The 16,512-nt window shown below is 35.7% G+C and carries 15 protein-coding genes; 11 read left to right on the top strand and 4 right to left on the bottom strand.

The window, feature by feature from the left end:
* Positions 1–20: 20 nt before the first annotated feature.
* On the bottom strand, positions 21–5,516 hold the full coding sequence (locus tag ACKTS5_RS08385; protein ID WP_408043417.1) for an alpha-2-macroglobulin family protein: 5,496 nt from the start codon (positions 5,514–5,516) through the stop codon (positions 21–23).
* A gap of 115 nt (positions 5,517–5,631) precedes the next feature.
* Here ACKTS5_RS08385 and miaE point away from each other — a divergent pair, with 115 nt between their 5' ends.
* The 3 genes from miaE to ACKTS5_RS08370 are packed head-to-tail and all read left to right on the top strand — an operon-like array spanning position 5,632 to position 7,158.
* The gene (gene miaE / locus ACKTS5_RS08380) at positions 5,632–6,213 is read left to right on the top strand and encodes a tRNA-(ms[2]io[6]A)-hydroxylase (RefSeq protein ID WP_408043416.1); all 582 of its coding nucleotides are present in this window, start codon (positions 5,632–5,634) and stop codon (positions 6,211–6,213) included.
* Positions 6,214–6,240: 27 nt separating this feature from the next.
* Positions 6,241–6,678, top strand: coding sequence for a DUF4268 domain-containing protein (locus tag ACKTS5_RS08375; protein WP_408043415.1), 438 nt, complete (start codon positions 6,241–6,243; stop codon positions 6,676–6,678).
* A 12-nt stretch (positions 6,679–6,690) separates the two neighbouring features.
* Positions 6,691–7,158, top strand: a complete 468-nt coding sequence (locus ACKTS5_RS08370) for a CAP domain-containing protein (RefSeq protein WP_408043414.1) — start codon at positions 6,691–6,693, stop codon at positions 7,156–7,158.
* Positions 7,159–7,220: 62 nt separating this feature from the next.
* Here the strand turns inward: ACKTS5_RS08370 and ACKTS5_RS08365 are convergent, their stop codons facing one another.
* The gene (locus tag ACKTS5_RS08365) at positions 7,221–7,556 is read right to left on the bottom strand and encodes a DUF4870 domain-containing protein (RefSeq protein WP_408043413.1); all 336 of its coding nucleotides are present in this window, start codon (positions 7,554–7,556) and stop codon (positions 7,221–7,223) included.
* A gap of 98 nt (positions 7,557–7,654) precedes the next feature.
* Here ACKTS5_RS08365 and mnmE point away from each other — a divergent pair, with 98 nt between their 5' ends.
* From mnmE to ACKTS5_RS08330, 7 genes are all read left to right on the top strand, one after another.
* On the top strand, positions 7,655–9,049 hold the full coding sequence (gene mnmE / locus ACKTS5_RS08360; RefSeq protein ID WP_408043412.1) for a tRNA uridine-5-carboxymethylaminomethyl(34) synthesis GTPase MnmE: 1,395 nt from the start codon (positions 7,655–7,657) through the stop codon (positions 9,047–9,049).
* Between the two features lie 258 nt (positions 9,050–9,307).
* On the top strand, positions 9,308–9,868 hold the full coding sequence (locus tag ACKTS5_RS08355; RefSeq protein WP_408043411.1) for a helix-turn-helix transcriptional regulator: 561 nt from the start codon (positions 9,308–9,310) through the stop codon (positions 9,866–9,868).
* 51 nt (positions 9,869–9,919) lie between these two features.
* Complete coding sequence (locus tag ACKTS5_RS08350) at positions 9,920–11,077, top strand: tyrosine-type recombinase/integrase (protein ID WP_408043410.1); 1,158 nt, start codon at positions 9,920–9,922, stop codon at positions 11,075–11,077.
* 22 nt (positions 11,078–11,099) lie between these two features.
* The gene (locus ACKTS5_RS08345) at positions 11,100–12,137 is read left to right on the top strand and encodes a hypothetical protein (RefSeq protein WP_408043409.1); all 1,038 of its coding nucleotides are present in this window, start codon (positions 11,100–11,102) and stop codon (positions 12,135–12,137) included.
* 94 nt (positions 12,138–12,231) lie between these two features.
* Positions 12,232–12,582, top strand: a complete 351-nt coding sequence (locus tag ACKTS5_RS08340; RefSeq protein WP_408043408.1) for a helix-turn-helix domain-containing protein — start codon at positions 12,232–12,234, stop codon at positions 12,580–12,582.
* The gene (locus tag ACKTS5_RS08335) at positions 12,582–12,884 is read left to right on the top strand and encodes a hypothetical protein (RefSeq protein ID WP_408043407.1); all 303 of its coding nucleotides are present in this window, start codon (positions 12,582–12,584) and stop codon (positions 12,882–12,884) included. The genes ACKTS5_RS08340 and ACKTS5_RS08335 overlap by 1 nt, the downstream gene beginning before the upstream one ends.
* Positions 12,885–12,886: 2 nt before the next feature.
* Entirely contained in the window at positions 12,887–13,780 is an 894-nt protein-coding gene (locus ACKTS5_RS08330; protein ID WP_408043406.1) for a hypothetical protein, read from the top strand.
* Between the two features lie 24 nt (positions 13,781–13,804).
* Here the strand turns inward: ACKTS5_RS08330 and ACKTS5_RS08325 are convergent, their stop codons facing one another.
* On the bottom strand, positions 13,805–14,509 hold the full coding sequence (locus ACKTS5_RS08325; protein WP_408043405.1) for an SH3 domain-containing protein: 705 nt from the start codon (positions 14,507–14,509) through the stop codon (positions 13,805–13,807).
* A gap of 307 nt (positions 14,510–14,816) precedes the next feature.
* On the opposite strand from ACKTS5_RS08325, the gene ACKTS5_RS08320 reads away from it, so the two are divergent.
* The gene (locus ACKTS5_RS08320; RefSeq protein ID WP_408043404.1) at positions 14,817–15,404 is read left to right on the top strand and encodes a hypothetical protein; all 588 of its coding nucleotides are present in this window, start codon (positions 14,817–14,819) and stop codon (positions 15,402–15,404) included.
* 649 nt (positions 15,405–16,053) lie between these two features.
* On the opposite strand, the gene ACKTS5_RS08315 is transcribed toward ACKTS5_RS08320, so the two are convergent.
* A complete protein-coding gene (locus ACKTS5_RS08315) occupies positions 16,054–16,506 on the bottom strand; it encodes a hypothetical protein (protein ID WP_408043403.1) in 453 nt (150 codons plus the stop codon).
* Positions 16,507–16,512: the final 6 nt, after the last annotated feature.

The following is a 16,512-nucleotide window of genomic DNA, read 5'->3' as shown; positions in this document are numbered from 1 at the left end:
TTTTACTTTATATACTGTATTTACTTTATCACTTTGACCCACTGACCTTGAGTTCTAGCGAAATAATTATTATCGTACATGGCCTCTGCCTGCGCTCCCGGTAAATAAAACTCACCTAAATAAGACGCATTGAGCAGCACCGTAAACGTTTTTGTCTCGTAGGCTTTTAAATTGAAGTACTGACTAATACTCGCATCTCTGATGTCGGTGTAATCCGCAGCAGCATTTCCAGCATTCCCCCCATAATCTGTATATCGGGTATTAATAATTTCCCATCCAGAAGGAATGTACTGAGTGAGTGCAACGTCATTTAAAGTCCTATTTGCACTGTTTCTGATAGTAACTACTGCCACGAAGTTCGTTCCTTGAGTCAACTCTTGTGGATTCAGTGTTGCTCCCGATTTCGACTTATAGTTAACCTGAACATCAATGTTTCGCTGCACCGCAATTTCTTTTCCTACTGGTAAAATCCCTTTGTTGATTAGGCGAACATAAACAGTTCCTTCTGAATTATTTTTCAAGGTCACTACGTTTTTCTTACTCAATTTCGTAACGTCTTGTGTATAAAAAGATTTAGAAGTACTTACATCCTCAGAAACTGATCCTAAACTGTACTTTACATCAATACCTTTAGCTCCTTTGTTTTTAAGTGCATACTGACTCATTGCCAGCAAACAATAAGCAGTTGTTTGTGTACTCATCCATTGCTCGCTTGACAGGGCTGTTGCTAACTCTTTAGCGAGTGCAATGCTCTTAGCTTCATCATTCATCAATGAATAGGTTTCTAAAGCCATTGCTTTACTTCTGTCTTCCGAACCGTAATTGTAATACCTCGTACGCTTGTAGGCTACTGCTCCGAGAGTGCCCATTACGGTTCTCGCAATTGCCTTTTTACCAATTAAGGCATAGGCCGCTGCCAAACGCATTTTGGCTTGATTAGAAATCCCGTTCGTTTCTCTGAGTCGATTCATAGAAGCGAGATCGGGACTTTTAGCCACACATAAGGTATACAAACGATAGGCTTGATTCATATCATCGCCATTATCGGAATTAAAGCGCCAATTTCTGGCTTGCTGCTTTTGATACGAAATCCACTTTCCTTTAAAACCTATCGGGAGCACGTAGCCTTTTTTTGCAGCTTCAAGCATAAAATGACCAGCATATGAGGTTCCCCATTGATTTGCGTATGAACCGCCTTGCCAATACGAAAGCCCTCCACTTGACAATTGGAAGTTCGACAGGCGATTGATGGTTGCTTTTATATTCTGATCGATAGTTTCCAATTTTTCCTCTGAAAGATCAAAAATATCTTTCAAAAACAGTTGTGGAAACGCACTAGAGGTCGTTTGTTCTACGCAACCATGAGGATACTGGATTAAGTATTCCATACGACTTCCGAAATTTATTGCCGGAATACTCGATAACTCAACCGTAGCTACATTGGTACCTGCCGTTCCAAAGGTTTCAAAACTCAAACTAGCTTTTTCTTTACCCTTCAACACCAAGGCTTCAACTTTACTCGTAACTGGATTTGGATTTAACACGTCAATTTCAACTTCAAAGCTCGCTTTTTCGCTGCCCGATCGCGCTTCAACCGTCACTTTTCCAACTCCTTTAAAATCGTCTATTTTCAACGTAAAATAGGCCATTTTTTCATCCGGTTGTGCGAAACTCAGACGTTGCTCATCTGCTCCAATAACGGTATAGGCATCATCAGGTAGCACGCGTACCTTCACATTTTTTACAGAAGGCTTCATCGCAAACACTGTCACGGGTAAACTCACTGTTTCTGCAGGTGTAATTTTCCTTGGTAAGGATGCCAATACCATTAACGGTTTGCGTACAAATGCTGTTTTCTCAGCACTTCCGTAGGCTTCGTTTTTTGCATCGCTCGCAACTACCATGGCTCTTACCGAACCTAAGTATTTAGGAATCGAAATCTTATGCGTTTTTGTTTTTCCTTTTTCCAAAGTAAACGGACCTATAAATTTAACCATAGGCTTAAATCGATTGGCCTTCTTATTTTTACTTCCTGCTTCGGCTTCATCACCCCCAATACTTAAAATTTGATGTGCTCGCCCTCCGTAGGCTCCAATAACATCATCAAACAAATCCCAAGTTCTGACACCCAACGATTGACGTGCATAAAAACTGTACCAAGGATTTGGAGTTCTAAATCTCGTTAAATCAAGCAAACCTTCGTCGACTACAGCCAAGGTATAGGTCATCGGTTTCCCTGCTGCTTCGCTAACACTAATCGTAGTAGTTTCTTCAGGACGGAATTCATCAGCCATTTCAATTACTGGACTCAACTCAGTTTCAGGGTCAGTAATCTTCAAAGGAATAATTCCGTACATGCGTATCGGCAAATCATTTACTGTCTTGCTGTGTTTTTGCAAGAGCGATATATTCACGTATACATTTGGTGTATAACTCGCCAATACTGGGAAGGTAAAACTGGTCTGTTTAGCAGTTGTATTTACCCAAAAATGATCGAGAACTTCCTCTCCATTTTCAATCGTTACAAAGGCTCTTCCTCCCTCCGTTGATGGAAACTTAACCGTGGCTTCTTCACCTACCTTATAAGCATCTTTATCCGCAGTAAAAACCAACATGGTTGCATTTGACTTATCTTTTGCTCCCTTTTGCTTTCCGCTGTACCAAGGCCAGTCAAAATAAACTACCTTTGACGTTATATGACCACTCTTTTTATCGCGTACTTTAATGAGGTAACGCCCCCAGTCATTTTCTCGAATTTTTAAAACAAAGCTCCCTTTTCCAGTACCATTCGTAGTTGTTGGCAATGTTTTATAAGCAGACTGATAGCTACTTCCATCATAACTCGACAAACCTGTATTTGATTGATTCCACCACCATCTCCACGAAAGCTTGTAAACCTTTACCTCTAAATTTGAGGCGGTCGCTTTTCCATTTTCATTTACCGTAGCTACGTTAAAACGGTACTCCTTATCTGTAAACAGATAATTCTTACTCTCTTTTTCTTCTGCAGATTGCAATCCTACATACGAAGTATAAGGCGAAACGTTTTTAGTATACACATCCGTACTAAAATCACCTCCATTTTCGTATACTTTGGTTATAAAGCTGGCCTTAAGCATCCCGGGAGCCTTTGAGGCAACACGAGGTTTTAAACTGAATTTTGCTTTCCCTTCATTGTTTAAACTACCTTTAAAAACTGAAAACTCTTCAGTTCCGAAACTCCTAGTTACATCGTCAAACTGGTAAGCACCCAAGCCTTTAAAACTCGTTTTTGCCGGTCTGAACTTCCCAGTAATATCCATTTTCATGTTTCTCGCAATCGCCCCGTGTAACCACTTAACTTCCGCAGTTCCTTCCACGCGTTGATTTGCTTTTATCAAGTCACCGGGCAGCGCCATTTTTATTTTTAAACGATTGGGTTTTATGGTTTCTACCTTAACCGTTTTACTAAATTTAGCGCCTCCTACAGCTACGTGCAATCTCCAATTTCCTGTTAACGCTTCTGATGCTGTGGTTGCCTTGTACACATACACGTCAGTATCATTGGTATACTGTACCGTGCGATCTACAATTTTACCTTGAGGATTTTCAAGTTCAAAACTTATCGGGTGATTGTTTGGTAATGGATTCGCTTCATCATTGAGCACAAAGGTTAAATACATCGTATCTCCTGGTCTCCAAACTCCGCGTTCTCCGTAAACAAACCCTTTCAATCCTTTTTGCGATTTCACACCTGCCACATCAAACTTACTCAATGACAAGGTGTTTCCATCGGTTAGTTTTACGTATGATGTACTTTCTCCTTTTTTAGCTACAGCAAAAAAACTTCCTTCCAATTTGTCAAAGCTCACCACCCCGTCTTTGTTAGAAATTCCGGTTTCTATAGGTTGTTGTTGTAAATTGTACAAGGAAACTTCTGCCCCTTGCACTGGGCTCGCCTCTAATAAATCGGTCACAGCAATCAAGGTCTTATCATTTGTTCCTCGCTTCACTATAACTCCCAAGTTAGATGCCAAAATATTTTTTCTTACTTCCTTATCGTAATAATACGAGGGAGTACATGGGTTTTCTCTATCTCTCCAACGGTAATCGCTATACGATTTCCCATAATATCGGGTACTGTTGTACGCTCGCGTATCCACCTCTTTCTCTCCATAAATAATGGTCGTTTCTTCGTTCTCCTCACAACCGTACTTTGCGTAGGCTTGCTCAAAAGAAAGCTCTACGCGATACATAGCTCCACTTTCTACGTCAATCAGTTCTGCCAAGTCAACAGAAAAGGCATTTTCTTTAGAAATTTCTACTCCTTGATCTTCAAGGTTCATCGTGTACTTTACTTCAGGACGACCTACATAGCGGATATTCCCTTGATTACTCAGCTCATTCTGTTGTAAAAACTGAAGTATATTATCTTCGTAAATCTTATAAACAGTAACGTCAACGGCCTTCAAACTCGCCGCTTTAAAATTGATTTTTAAATTATCCGAATCAGGTAAAATACTCCCGCTGTTAATAAAGGAAACAGTTGGTTTTAGCTCTTCAAAATAGAGGTGTTGTTCATAATCCTCTCGAAGTGTATAGCCGCTCGTATTTTTAATTCCCTTAAATATTTTTAAAGTTGCAGAGCGGTTAAATGAACGTTTCGGGTATACCGTAATAATGTTCTCCTTCACCTTATAGGTATAGGCATTCTTTGCCGTTTCTGTAAACTGAATAAGCCCTTTGATGTTTTGTGATTTTTGAATGGGGTCAGAAAAACTAATTTCTATCTGTTGTTTATCTCCACCAATAACTTCAGTTTGTAGTATTTTAAAATTGTTTTTTCCAGTAATTACCACTTCTTTGTTCCCTCCAGAATTAGAACCCAAAGCTTTACCATCCCATTTCAATTTTACGTAGCTATCATCTTCTCCTCGTTTCAAGCTATCAATTTTAAAATATACCTTGTCTGCGTACGCATCGGTTTTTTCAAAGTTTACTGGATGCTCTTTTGACAAATAATTTGCCTTTAACACTTCCTGTAATTTAGCCGTCTCCATAACATCACTTCCGATCAATACCCCCTCGATATAATACCAATCTTTAGAGTGCACCTTTAACGACTGGGTAGTTACGGTAAATCGAAGTTCTTTGATTTTCAATTTTAAGCGTAACTCCTCTGCATTCGAAGGAACCTCCGCATAGAGTTTATTCAAATTGAGTTTTACCGTATACTCTTTTCCATTCTGTAATTTTTCAGTGGGAACAAAACTCAGCGTTCTGTTACTATCATCGTACAACAAATTTCCCTTTACCTTCGGTTTTATGGTCATCGCCTCAGGAGCAATACTCGCTACATCTGGCTTTTTTGCCAAAATAAAGGAAATGTTATCGGTTGAGGACAGCAATTTTTCTGGTAGCGCACTGATGTACTCACCAAATTTGTTGAGATCCTTAGTTTCATCAGCTGATTTTTTACAACTGTGCAATGCCACTACTGCTATGAAAAGCAGGGCAATTTGATAGATTTTTTTCATTTTTGCGTTATTCTTTTTCTTAAAGTGATTGAAGAACACCAAAGTTAGCCATTTTCGGACTGGATTGTATTAAAAAAGACTTATATTTTTTACTTTTACAGCCTAAAATAGAATTATGCTTGGATTAAAATTTGAAACAGAGACTTCTTGGGTAGCTGTAGCCAAAAATGGATTGCAACAATTGCTTACTGATCATGCTTTTGCTGAACAAAAAGCAGCATCAAATGCCGTATCGATTATCATTAACTATTCAGAAGAAACTGAATTGGTAAAAGACATGAGTGATATTGCCATTGAGGAAATGGAGCACTTTAGAATGGTTCACAACATTATGGTGGAGCGCGATATGGTTTTAGGAAAAGCGACCAAAAATGACTACGCTTTAAAGTTACAAAAGTTTTTCCCTCACACTGGCGACCGCACAGAGGCTTTGGTTCACCGACTCTTGGTAGCTGCCTTAATCGAAGCGAGAAGTTGTGAACGTTTTAAGGTCTTTGCCGACAATATGAACGATGAACAGCTATCAAAATTTTATTACGATTTGATGATTTCAGAAGCAAACCACTATACTTTGTTTTTAGGCTATGCCCGTAAATACATGGATCGTGAAATCGTTGATCAAAAATGGAGTGATTTGTTGGCTTTTGAAGCTGCGATGATGCGCGACAGAGGAACTACCGCCAAAGTTCACGGATAAAAAACACGCAATACTCAAATAATTTTTATGTTTAGTAAAGAAGAATCTGCACGACTGCGCAAGGAATTCTGGACCAGTTTTGGTAAGTCGTTTCCGCGTAAGTGGTTGTTGTATCACACAAAAATCAAAGGTTTTGCGTTCAAATTTCAAGCGGATCGTAAAAGAGCCTCTGTTTGTTTAGATTTAGAACACCCAGAAACCATTGCCAATGAGCTGTTGTACGACCAAATGATTTCATTAAAGAAGATATTGGAATCTGAATATTTACCAGAAGTCATTTTTGACGATAATTTTGAATTGGACAACCGAAAAATCATCCATCGTATTTACGTACCTTACCCCAATAAATTTAGTATTCACAATAAGAATACTTGGCGTGAATGCTATGAGTTTTACGTGGAGACCATGACGCAGTTCGAACTCTTTTTTTACGAGTATGAAGATTTTATAAAACAAGCAATTTAAATACTTTTACATATGAAAAATTCCCCTTTAATTCTCCTTATTACATTAGTACTCAGTTTTTGTACTGCCTGCTCTGATGACGACACCAGTCAAGGATCATCAGCGCACAGCGCTTACGAAACTGAAATTATCAAGCTCATCAACGAGCATCGCAAGGGCAAAGGCCTTGCTGCATTACAAGAATTAGAAGCAATTAAATCGCAAACCGATGCCCATACCGATTATATGATCGGTGCCGGAAAAATATCGCATGACCTCTTTGATCAGCGAAAAGCCTATTTGGTAAAAAATGCAAAAATCAAGAGCATTGCTGAAAACGTTGCTCAGGGCTATTCAACAGCCCAAGGCGTTGTCAATGGTTGGCTAGGAAGCTCGGGACATCGAAAAAATATCGAAGGTAATTACAGTCATTCTATGATAACGGCTAAAAAAGACAAAAACGGTCGTTGGTATTACACACATATCTTCGTAAAACTTTAAATCAAACACAAAAAAAGCGCCCTAGAGCGCTTTTTTTATTCAAATAATTATATGTAATACTCCTAAACAAATGTCATGCTTAACGGATATGATGGTTTTTCATTTTTATTTGCTTTGATGGCATTTACTACCGCGTAGATGTAGGTGATTGCCATAACGGCAAAAATCCCTAACAAGCCAAGTCCAAACAATAAGATGAGCGGGATACAAATTAAGGTGTAAATAAACATCGAAATTCTGAAGTTAATTATTGCTCTACCGTGCTCATCCAAATCTTCTATTTCGTCTTTCTTTACCGCCCAAATTATCAGAGGAACGATAAAACCACCTACCCCCGTTACAAGATCCAATAATTGGCTTAAATGGGTTAAAGTAACTAATTGACTATTTCTTTTCATATGTTTTTGATGAATTGGTTATACTATATAGACGCAGGAGTTGCGAAAATGTTACACTTTGCAAATTCAAAATCGGGATTACTACGTATATTTGCAGCATGATACAAAACGACACCATAATAGCCTTAGCCACTCCGGCAGGCGTTGGAGCCATTGCTGTAATCCGATTATCAGGAGCAGCTGCTATACGTACAGTGAACCAATTTTTTGCTCCTGTAAAAAAAGGGAAAGATTTACTGACACAAAAAACGCACACGTTACATTTAGGACATATAGTACAGGGCACCAAAGTATTGGATCAGGTTTTGGTATCTATCTTTAAAAATCCACATTCGTATACAGGAGAAAATGTGGTGGAGATTTCTTGTCACGGATCGAGTTTTATCCAACAAGAAATTATCCAATTATTTTTACAGAATGGCTGTAGAATGGCAGACAATGGTGAGTTTACCATGCGAGCCTTTTTGAACGGTAAAATGGACTTGAGCCAAGCAGAGGCCGTTGCCGATGTGATTGCCTCAAACTCTGCAGCTTCGCATCAAGTAGCCATTCAACAAATGCGTGGTGGAATTACGAATGAACTCAAAGAACTTCGCGGACAGCTTTTAGACTTCGCCGCATTGATTGAATTAGAGCTCGATTTTTCGGGTGAAGATGTCGAGTTTGCCGATCGAACCAAATTCAAAGAACTCGTTGCAACTATTTCGAGTGTTTTAAAACGACTTATCGACTCTTTTGCTTTTGGTAATGCCATGAAGAATGGAATTCCTGTTGCCATCATCGGTGAGCCCAACGTAGGTAAATCTACCTTGCTGAATGCCTTGCTCAACGAGGAAAAAGCGATCGTTTCTGATATCGCCGGAACAACACGTGACGCTATTGAAGATGAAGTTATCATTGACGGTGTTGCCTTTCGCTTTATCGATACCGCCGGAATCCGTGAAACAGAAGACGTCGTAGAGAATATCGGAATTCAAAAGGCCTATGAAAAAGCAGAAGCTGCCCAGCTAATTATCTTCTTAATCAACGCTGAGAAATACCTCAACAACGCTGCCGAGTTCCACAGTGAAATACGCAGTGTAAAAGAGCGCTTCCCGAATAAACGCTTATTAGTGCTCGTCAATAAAATAGACAGGGTACATACAGAAGTACTCAATGCGCTTACCACAGATCGAGAAGAATTTATTTTGCTTTCTGCCAAGGAAAAAATTGGTATTGACGCTTTACAAGCAGCATTGACCTCATTGGTAAATACCGGTGCCTTGAGTAACAACGAAACCATCGTAACCAATTCACGTCATTTTGAAGCTTTGACCTTAGCTCTTGAAAGTATTGAATCGGTAAAAAATGGAATTGAACTGGATATATCTTCCGATTTGTTTGCTATCGACATCCGCGAGTGTTTACGTCACCTAGGTAATATTACCGGTGAATACGATGTGGATAAAGACATACTCGGACATATTTTCGGTAATTTCTGTATTGGGAAGTAATATAAACGAAACAAACATTTAACACAAATACAAAAACAGTTGATAAGCCCTTTATTTAAGGGCTTTTTTATTACTTTAAAGGTACTGTTTACTTTGTGATATTATACGTTTATTCGGTACAATTTTGTACCTTTGGTGTACCTCAACAGGAAATATTCAGAAAAATAGCTTTTCTGTACCTCGTTTAGGTTAAATAAAGTCTTTTAATTACTCTTATTTATTCTTACTGGTAGTTAATGACATTTAAAACAGGGTTAAATGAGCAAAACAAATTTCACAATTTTAAGGCAATGCGAACATTGTGGGGATATGTTCAAAAGTCAAAAGCGTACAACTCGTTTTTGTTCGCACAAATGCAATTCAGCAAACTATAAATTGAGAAAAAGGCAGGAACTTAAAAAGGCAGTTGAAGCAGAAACCAAACAAAAGTTAAAGCCTAAAGTAAAAGCATTTGACCTTGCAATGATTAAAGAAAAGGAGTTCTTAAGTGTTGCAGAGGTTTCTAAATTATTTGGATGTAGTACAAAAACTATTTACAGAATGATTGAAGCAGATGAAATAAAAGCAAATAACCTTTCCCAAAGGCTTACACGAATAAGACGTAAAGACATTGAAAAGTTATTTGAAACACCTACAAAAGAAGCCCCTAAAGAATTAACTCCTTATAATTGCTATCGAATGAATGAGATTATTAAAAAGTACAATGTTTCGAGAAATACGATATACAACTACGGAGCAAAACACAATATTCAAAGATTGAAACATAACGGAATTACCTACTATTCCAAAACTGATATTGATAATTTGTTTAACCCTTAAAAAAAATTACACGTTTCCTTTTTTCACGATTTTAACAAAGTATAAAAGACAATGGCAACAAAAGTAAGTTTAAGACAAAAGAAAATAAGTAAGGGGCGTAAAAGTCTGTACCTTGATTTTTACCCTCCTATACCCCACCCCGAAAAAGGAAAACCCACACGCAGGGAGTTTTTAAGGCTTTACATTTTTGAGAAACCTAAAACACCTATCGACAAACTACATAATACCGAAACTCTAAATATTGCCCAGAGTATTCGACAAAAGCGTGAAAATTTCCTAAACAAGCCTGAAATTTACAGTCAGTACGAAAAGGAACAACTAAGATTAAAGGAATTAGGCGAACAATGTTTTATTGAATACTTCACTAAGTTAGCCAACAAACGTAAAGCAAGTAACCACGACAACTGGGTTTCAGCACTCAATTATCTTGACACCTTTACAAATGGTAGTTTGAAGTTTACAGACCTCAACCAAAAGTTTTTAGAGGATTTCAAAGAATACCTATTGAACACCAAAAGCAATAGGAGTAACAAAACCACCCTTTCACAAAATTCAGCCGTTTCGTACTTTAACAAGGTAAAAGCTGCACTAAAACAAGCCTACAAAGACGGTATTTTACAATACGACTTGAACTCCAAAGTAAAGCCCATAAAAGCAGCCGAAACAAGACGTGAATACTTAACACTTGACGAACTCAACAAACTAGTAAAGATTGATTGCAACAACCCTCTATTGAAACGTGCAGCCCTATTTTCAGCACTTACAGGATTGAGATTTTCAGATATTCAAAAAATGACATGGAGCGAACTAGAATACATAAACGGGCAAGGGTATTTCCTAAACTTTAGTCAAAAGAAAACCAAAGGCGTTGAGGTATTGCCAATTTCTGAACAAGCGTATAGTTTTACATGGGGTACAGAAAACCCAAAGGATATGCCACAGTACAACCCCGTATTTGAGGGGCTTAAATATTCAGCGTACCATAACAAACACCTCTTTCAATGGATCGGAGCAGCAGGAATAACAAAGGATATTACCTTTCATTGTTTCAGACATACGTTTGCCACCTTGCAACTGTTTAACGGTACAGACATTTACACAGTTTCCAAAATGTTAGGACATAAAGACCTAAAAACAACTCAGGTTTACGCCAAAATCGTTGATGAAGCCAAACGAACAGCTGCCAATAAAATAAAACTGGATATGTAACCACTTAAAGCATAAAAGACAAATGATAACACCGCAAATAAAAGCCTTGTTTCAGTTTGTTGAATATCTACATTCAAATATTGAAAACTTCAAACAGTACAACGGTTTAATAAAGGAACTGGAAGACTTAAAAGACATAAAAAACAAGTTAAAGCCCAAACAGAACTACAAAGACAAATTGCAGCACAGCCAGGTACAGACTGAACTTAAAAGAAAGTTTAAAACCTTGCAGGACAATACTGCTAATTTGATAAAAGCCAAAGCAAGGGAGTTAAACGTATGCAATTTTGATGGCGAACCGCATTACAATTTTAACGGGATTGAAAATGAAATACTCCAATTAAAAGATAATTTCAACAATGAAGATTTATCCGAAATATTCAAACATAAAAGCAAATATCTGAAATACAGAAGCCAAACGCACAAAACGTTTTTATCCTTGGAGTTTTTCTTTAATGATCTTGACGATATAGCAAAAAGCCTGTTTGATTACTTCAAAGACACAGAGCAAAACGAATTTGAAGCCTTTGAAATTAAAGCTATACCAGTAAATAGCATTGCAGAAGTGATACAGGGGTTTAAAAAAGGGCAAACGAAATTAACTTTGCCAACCAACTTTCTTTTTAATACTTCTACAAGTGAAGCCTTATCACCTCAACAAACTGAAAAGCTAAAACCTGAACCAAAGGAACCAGAACTTTCAGAAACGATTAAAAAGCATTTCGAGTTTTTCAATAAAAATTGCCCCCGACAACACAAACAAATATTGAATGATACAGATTTTAAAAAGCTGATTGATTGGACTATTTGGTATTTTGAAAATGAGTTTGAAGTACCCGAAATTTCAGAACCTATTAAAGTAGTGAATACCAATAAAACATTTGTGCAGTTAGCTTTTAAGTATTTATTTAAGGAGTTGCATAAAAGTAGTCCATATCCTGAAACCTTATTTGAGTTATACCGAAGTGCGTTTGCCCCTTATTCACAGGACAAAAAAAGAAACTTTGAAGCCGTTAGAAACAATGATAACGTAAAGAAACTTATGCAAATAGACTACTAAATATCAATATCCGTAAACACGCATTTTTACCGTGAATTAACCGTATTCCCGTTTCAGTATTTCGCAAAAGTATTACAAAAAAAATACTTTCGATATGACTGAATATTTAACATTCGACCAGTTACCCAAAGCGGTAACAATGCTAACAAAAGAAGTTAGTGAACTAAAACGCCTGTTAATCGAGAAACAGGAGCAACCGCAAACAGAACAACCTGAAAAACTCTTAACCGTTCAGGAAGCTGCACAATTTCTAAACCTTACAGTACCTACTATCTACAGTAAGGTAAGTAAAAGAGAATTACCCGTAATGAAAAGAGGCAAACGTCTGTACTTTTCCAGCATCGAACTTTTGGAGTACCTCAAAGAGGGGCGTAAAAAGTCAAACGCTGAAATTGAGCAGGAAGCGGAAACCTATTTGTCTAACAATAGAAAAGAGTTGAAGTAATGGAAAGCACCAATAGCAACAACCCTTTGCATAAAAGACAGATTAAAGATATGGAATTTAAAAGCCAACTGAAAACCATATTTCAATATCTAGAAGAAAATATCGCTACTGCTTCAATGGTTTCTGTAGCAACAGGAATACCGCAAAAGAATATAACGAGGTATAAAAGAGATTTAGAGAAAGCAGGTAAACTTTGGGAGATTTCAAAAGGGTATTGTAAACATACTGGTTTTAAAGCATGGTATTTATCAACAAACCCCAATTTTTCTCCTTATAAAAATCAATTAGGCTTATTTGACTAATTATGCCAGTTGATTATACAACTTTGTATGTGAGGTCGTATAACTGTGATAGAATTTTAAACAACCCTAAACTCGATTTTAGTTTGAATTATAACGAGAACGGGGTTGTTTTAGATAATAAGAGAATTGCGGAACATCATTTTTGTAAAATTCTTGTTTATGATAATGGAACGGTATTTTTTAAAGGTAGTTTGCATAAGATGTATAATTCTATTATGGGAATTAAACCGCCTAACTATAATTCTAATTCAGTTTATAAAGGCTTCAATGGTAATGAGTTTACAGTTGAAAATGTATTATTTGTTATAAGCTACCTTGAATTACTATTTGGAACAAGTAGGTTTAATTTTGTTATAAAGAAAATAGAAATAGGTTTGAATGTTCAAGTTTTTTTCAATCCGCTATTTGTTGTCAGAAATTTACTTGAAATAGGTGGAACACCTTTTGATTTTAAGTATAATAGACATTTTGCGATATGTGAAAAGAGTGATTACTTTTTAAAGGTCTATGATAAAAGCAGTCAATACAATTTAGAAGAATCTAGACTTAGAGTAGAATTAAAAACTCGTAAAATGAGGGTTTTTGAAAGTGCCAATATTAAAACGTTGGGAGATTTAACACATAATAATTTAAGTGAAGCATTAAATATTCTTTTAAAACATTGGAACAAGGTTTTACTATACGATTTCACAATAAATGAAGCTATGTTAACTGCAAGAGAAAAGAACGCTTTAAACAGCAAATATCAACATATTAAATACTGGCAAAGTTTATCTGCAAATAATAAAGACAAGCCAAGAAAAAGATACCAAAAAATTGTAGATAACTATTCAGAAAACATAAAGGAGCAAATTGCAAAAAAAATTCAAAGTACTAAGATTTCACACTTCAATTAGACTGTGATTTCTTAGTTTTTAATGTTAATTCTGATAACTACTTAGCTTACCATTTTTAAAATATAAATAGAGTCCGCTATTAGGATAAACCCACTGTTCTCTTGTTTCCCAAGAATTTACACTTTTATTTTTTTTATTTGGTTCGCCTAAAGAAAGGATAGCCATTTCTTTACTCATACCAATCCAAAAATAACCTTTTTTCAATTTATCATATGTTTTTCTACCATATTCAGCAATATACTTCTTATCTAGTTCTATTTGTTTTACCCTTGCATTTTCTTCTTTTTTTATTCTATTTGCTTTTATTCTTTTTAACTTAAAAGATTGGATATAATTACGTGTGTTTCTGTTCTTGTGAATAGATAGTTCACTTATAAACCCAGATAAAGAGTCAAAGGAAATTTTGAAATAATTACTATCAACTTCATAATCCAAAAGTGTTATTTCAGAATTATGAGGGATTGTTTTGATTTTTCTACTTGAAAAACTTGGTTTTTCTCTTAGATAAGTTGTCCCTAGAGTGTAGATTTTTATATTACTTTTTTGAATAGTGCTAAGCTCTTCTTTTGTTTCAAGTTTGTTTATTTCTTTTTCAGTTTTAATAAGAGAGTCATTCAATAGTTTTATTTTTCTAATTAAAGAGTTTTTTACTGTAAATAAACTGTCTAGTTTTTGAGAATAGCTAGAGGTGTTGTAGGTTAAAAATATTAGAACAATGTACCTTTTCATAATATGTAAATTACTTTTTCACTAAAACCCAAAGCGAAAAGATTAAAATTAAAAACGTGGGTCTGTATAACTCTATTTGCTAATAGAGGTTCTGACAAAACCTTACGACACAAACAGTACAGCCCACGTAAAGCGTGAGTGTTAACTGATTTATTCTGTGTCGTTTGTGAAATTGTCAGATTTCTATTATGCAGAATAAAAGCTAACGCTTTATTAATATTTTAGTTGTAGCAAATTTATGTAATATATTGATTATTGTATTAATGTTTCTTAATAATTTAGGTTATAAATTTAAAAATAGATTTCTATGTCAAAACCTTATACATATCCAGTTTTATACGATGAGGTATTACAATTACATATTTCAAAACTAAAAGATTGGGGTTATCTTAAACCTAAACAAACAAAGAGAGGGGTTATCACTTGGAGCAGAAACGGAAGCCCGACAGGCAATATTTCTATAAAATCAGACACCTATCAAAAGGACTTTTTTATTGAATTAAGCTATAATTATAAAAACAAGGAAATAAACTATAAAATACACTTAGTTTCCATGCCGTCCAATTTAGGTAAGGGGCTTATTTGGTATTTCCTTTGCCCTCAAACAAAAAAACGTTGCCGTAAACTCTATTTAATAAACGGTTACTTTTTACACCGTGAAGCCTTTAACGGTTGTCTGTACGAAACACAAACCCTAAGTAAGAAGTATAGGAAACTTGATAAAACATTCGGGGTTTATTTCAGAACAGATGACCTTTACAGCCAACTTTATAAAAAGCACTTCAAAAAGACCTATGCAGGAAAGCCAACCAAAAAGTATTTGCTAATAATGGAACAAATACAGAAAGCTGAAAGCATACCATACCACGAGATTGAACGTGCAATGTTAAGTTGAAATGTTTAGCGGAAAGTTTCTTATTTCCCGTTTTAGACGTCCTCAAACCTAAAAAATTATTTTATCCTTTAAAGTATTTCATAACAGAAACGTACCTTATTTGTACCTCTTAAACATAACAAACTGATAACCAGTATTAATTACTTTTTGTATTGGGAAGTAGATTTAGTTAACCAATAAAAATGAATAATCTGATTATCTAGAACACTAACAGAGACACTTATGGAGTACATTGGCGTCCTTGATTGGTATTATTAATCCCAGTAATTCCATATTTATCAATGGCTTCTTGCCGTGTTTCTGCAGAGTAGCTAGCCTCCTTTGTGCTGGGTACAGACCAGTTTAAACGTGTCTGTGATTCACTAAATTTTGATCATTTGATAAGTAATCAATTTAGTTAATTTAAACATCTTTTTGCTCTAAACTCTCCAATTCTAATCTGTCCGATTTAATGGGAGGAGGTCAGTTCCTTACCTCAAGCCTTTGCTTGTTTCACTTCACTAACTTATTTAAACCGCAAGGCTCGGTACATATCTTGATGTATCGAGCCTCGAAACTCAGTCTCCCTAGCTTCGGTGAGACGAGCGTTACAAAGTTAATTATTTTTATAAAATTAATGAAACCAAAGATAACAGCTACAAAACAAAAATTAGTTAATACTATCTATAAACTTCAAATCATCATCATCAAACTTACTCATAAATTTTTCATGATTATTTACTCTAACACTATAATTTCCCTCCTTTAACGAATCTTCATAATCTAAGTTCAGAACATATACTATATCTTCGAAATTTTCTATACCAACTAAAGAACCATTATCTTTAATCAGTATAAAGTTATTAAAACTAGATACTGATTTATAGTAATTCAAAGATTGTACATAAATATTATCAGTAGTAATTATATATTCTCTTATATGGAAGCAAAATTTTAACACAAGAGTTTTATCCACTTCCATAAATAGACTCAATAACTTGGCAATATCTATATTTTCATTTTCAAATCTTCTTCTAAGAGCACCTATTAAAAATGGTATTGTTAACCCTGTTTCCTTTCTTTCTCTTTTTTTATCAAGTAAATCAATTACAAACTCATCCATGACTTA

Origin of the sequence: Tenacibaculum litopenaei (assembly GCF_964514025.1) — a bacterium.
Lineage (GTDB): Bacteria > Bacteroidota > Bacteroidia > Flavobacteriales > Flavobacteriaceae > Polaribacter > Polaribacter litopenaei.
Note: the sequence above shows the minus strand (reverse complement) of the source record. Positions and strands in the feature narration are given on the sequence as shown.

Coding starts and splice junctions, on each gene's coding strand:
- mnmE (WP_408043412.1), top strand. CDS start 7,655: ATGATACAAAACGACACCATAATAGCCTTAGCCACTCCGGCAGGCGTT.
- ACKTS5_RS08340 (WP_408043408.1), top strand. CDS start 12,232: ATGACTGAATATTTAACATTCGACCAGTTACCCAAAGCGGTAACAATG.
- ACKTS5_RS08370 (WP_408043414.1), top strand. CDS start 6,691: ATGAAAAATTCCCCTTTAATTCTCCTTATTACATTAGTACTCAGTTTT.
- ACKTS5_RS08365 (WP_408043413.1), bottom strand. CDS start 7,556: ATGAAAAGAAATAGTCAATTAGTTACTTTAACCCATTTAAGCCAATTA.
- ACKTS5_RS08345 (WP_408043409.1), top strand. CDS start 11,100: ATGATAACACCGCAAATAAAAGCCTTGTTTCAGTTTGTTGAATATCTA.
- ACKTS5_RS08335 (WP_408043407.1), top strand. CDS start 12,582: ATGGAAAGCACCAATAGCAACAACCCTTTGCATAAAAGACAGATTAAA.
- ACKTS5_RS08350 (WP_408043410.1), top strand. CDS start 9,920: ATGGCAACAAAAGTAAGTTTAAGACAAAAGAAAATAAGTAAGGGGCGT.
- ACKTS5_RS08385 (WP_408043417.1), bottom strand. CDS start 5,516: ATGAAAAAAATCTATCAAATTGCCCTGCTTTTCATAGCAGTAGTGGCA.
- ACKTS5_RS08325 (WP_408043405.1), bottom strand. CDS start 14,509: ATGAAAAGGTACATTGTTCTAATATTTTTAACCTACAACACCTCTAGC.
- ACKTS5_RS08315 (WP_408043403.1), bottom strand. CDS start 16,506: ATGGATGAGTTTGTAATTGATTTACTTGATAAAAAAAGAGAAAGAAAG.
- miaE (WP_408043416.1), top strand. CDS start 5,632: ATGCTTGGATTAAAATTTGAAACAGAGACTTCTTGGGTAGCTGTAGCC.
- ACKTS5_RS08320 (WP_408043404.1), top strand. CDS start 14,817: ATGTCAAAACCTTATACATATCCAGTTTTATACGATGAGGTATTACAA.
- ACKTS5_RS08375 (WP_408043415.1), top strand. CDS start 6,241: ATGTTTAGTAAAGAAGAATCTGCACGACTGCGCAAGGAATTCTGGACC.
- ACKTS5_RS08355 (WP_408043411.1), top strand. CDS start 9,308: ATGAGCAAAACAAATTTCACAATTTTAAGGCAATGCGAACATTGTGGG.
- ACKTS5_RS08330 (WP_408043406.1), top strand. CDS start 12,887: ATGCCAGTTGATTATACAACTTTGTATGTGAGGTCGTATAACTGTGAT.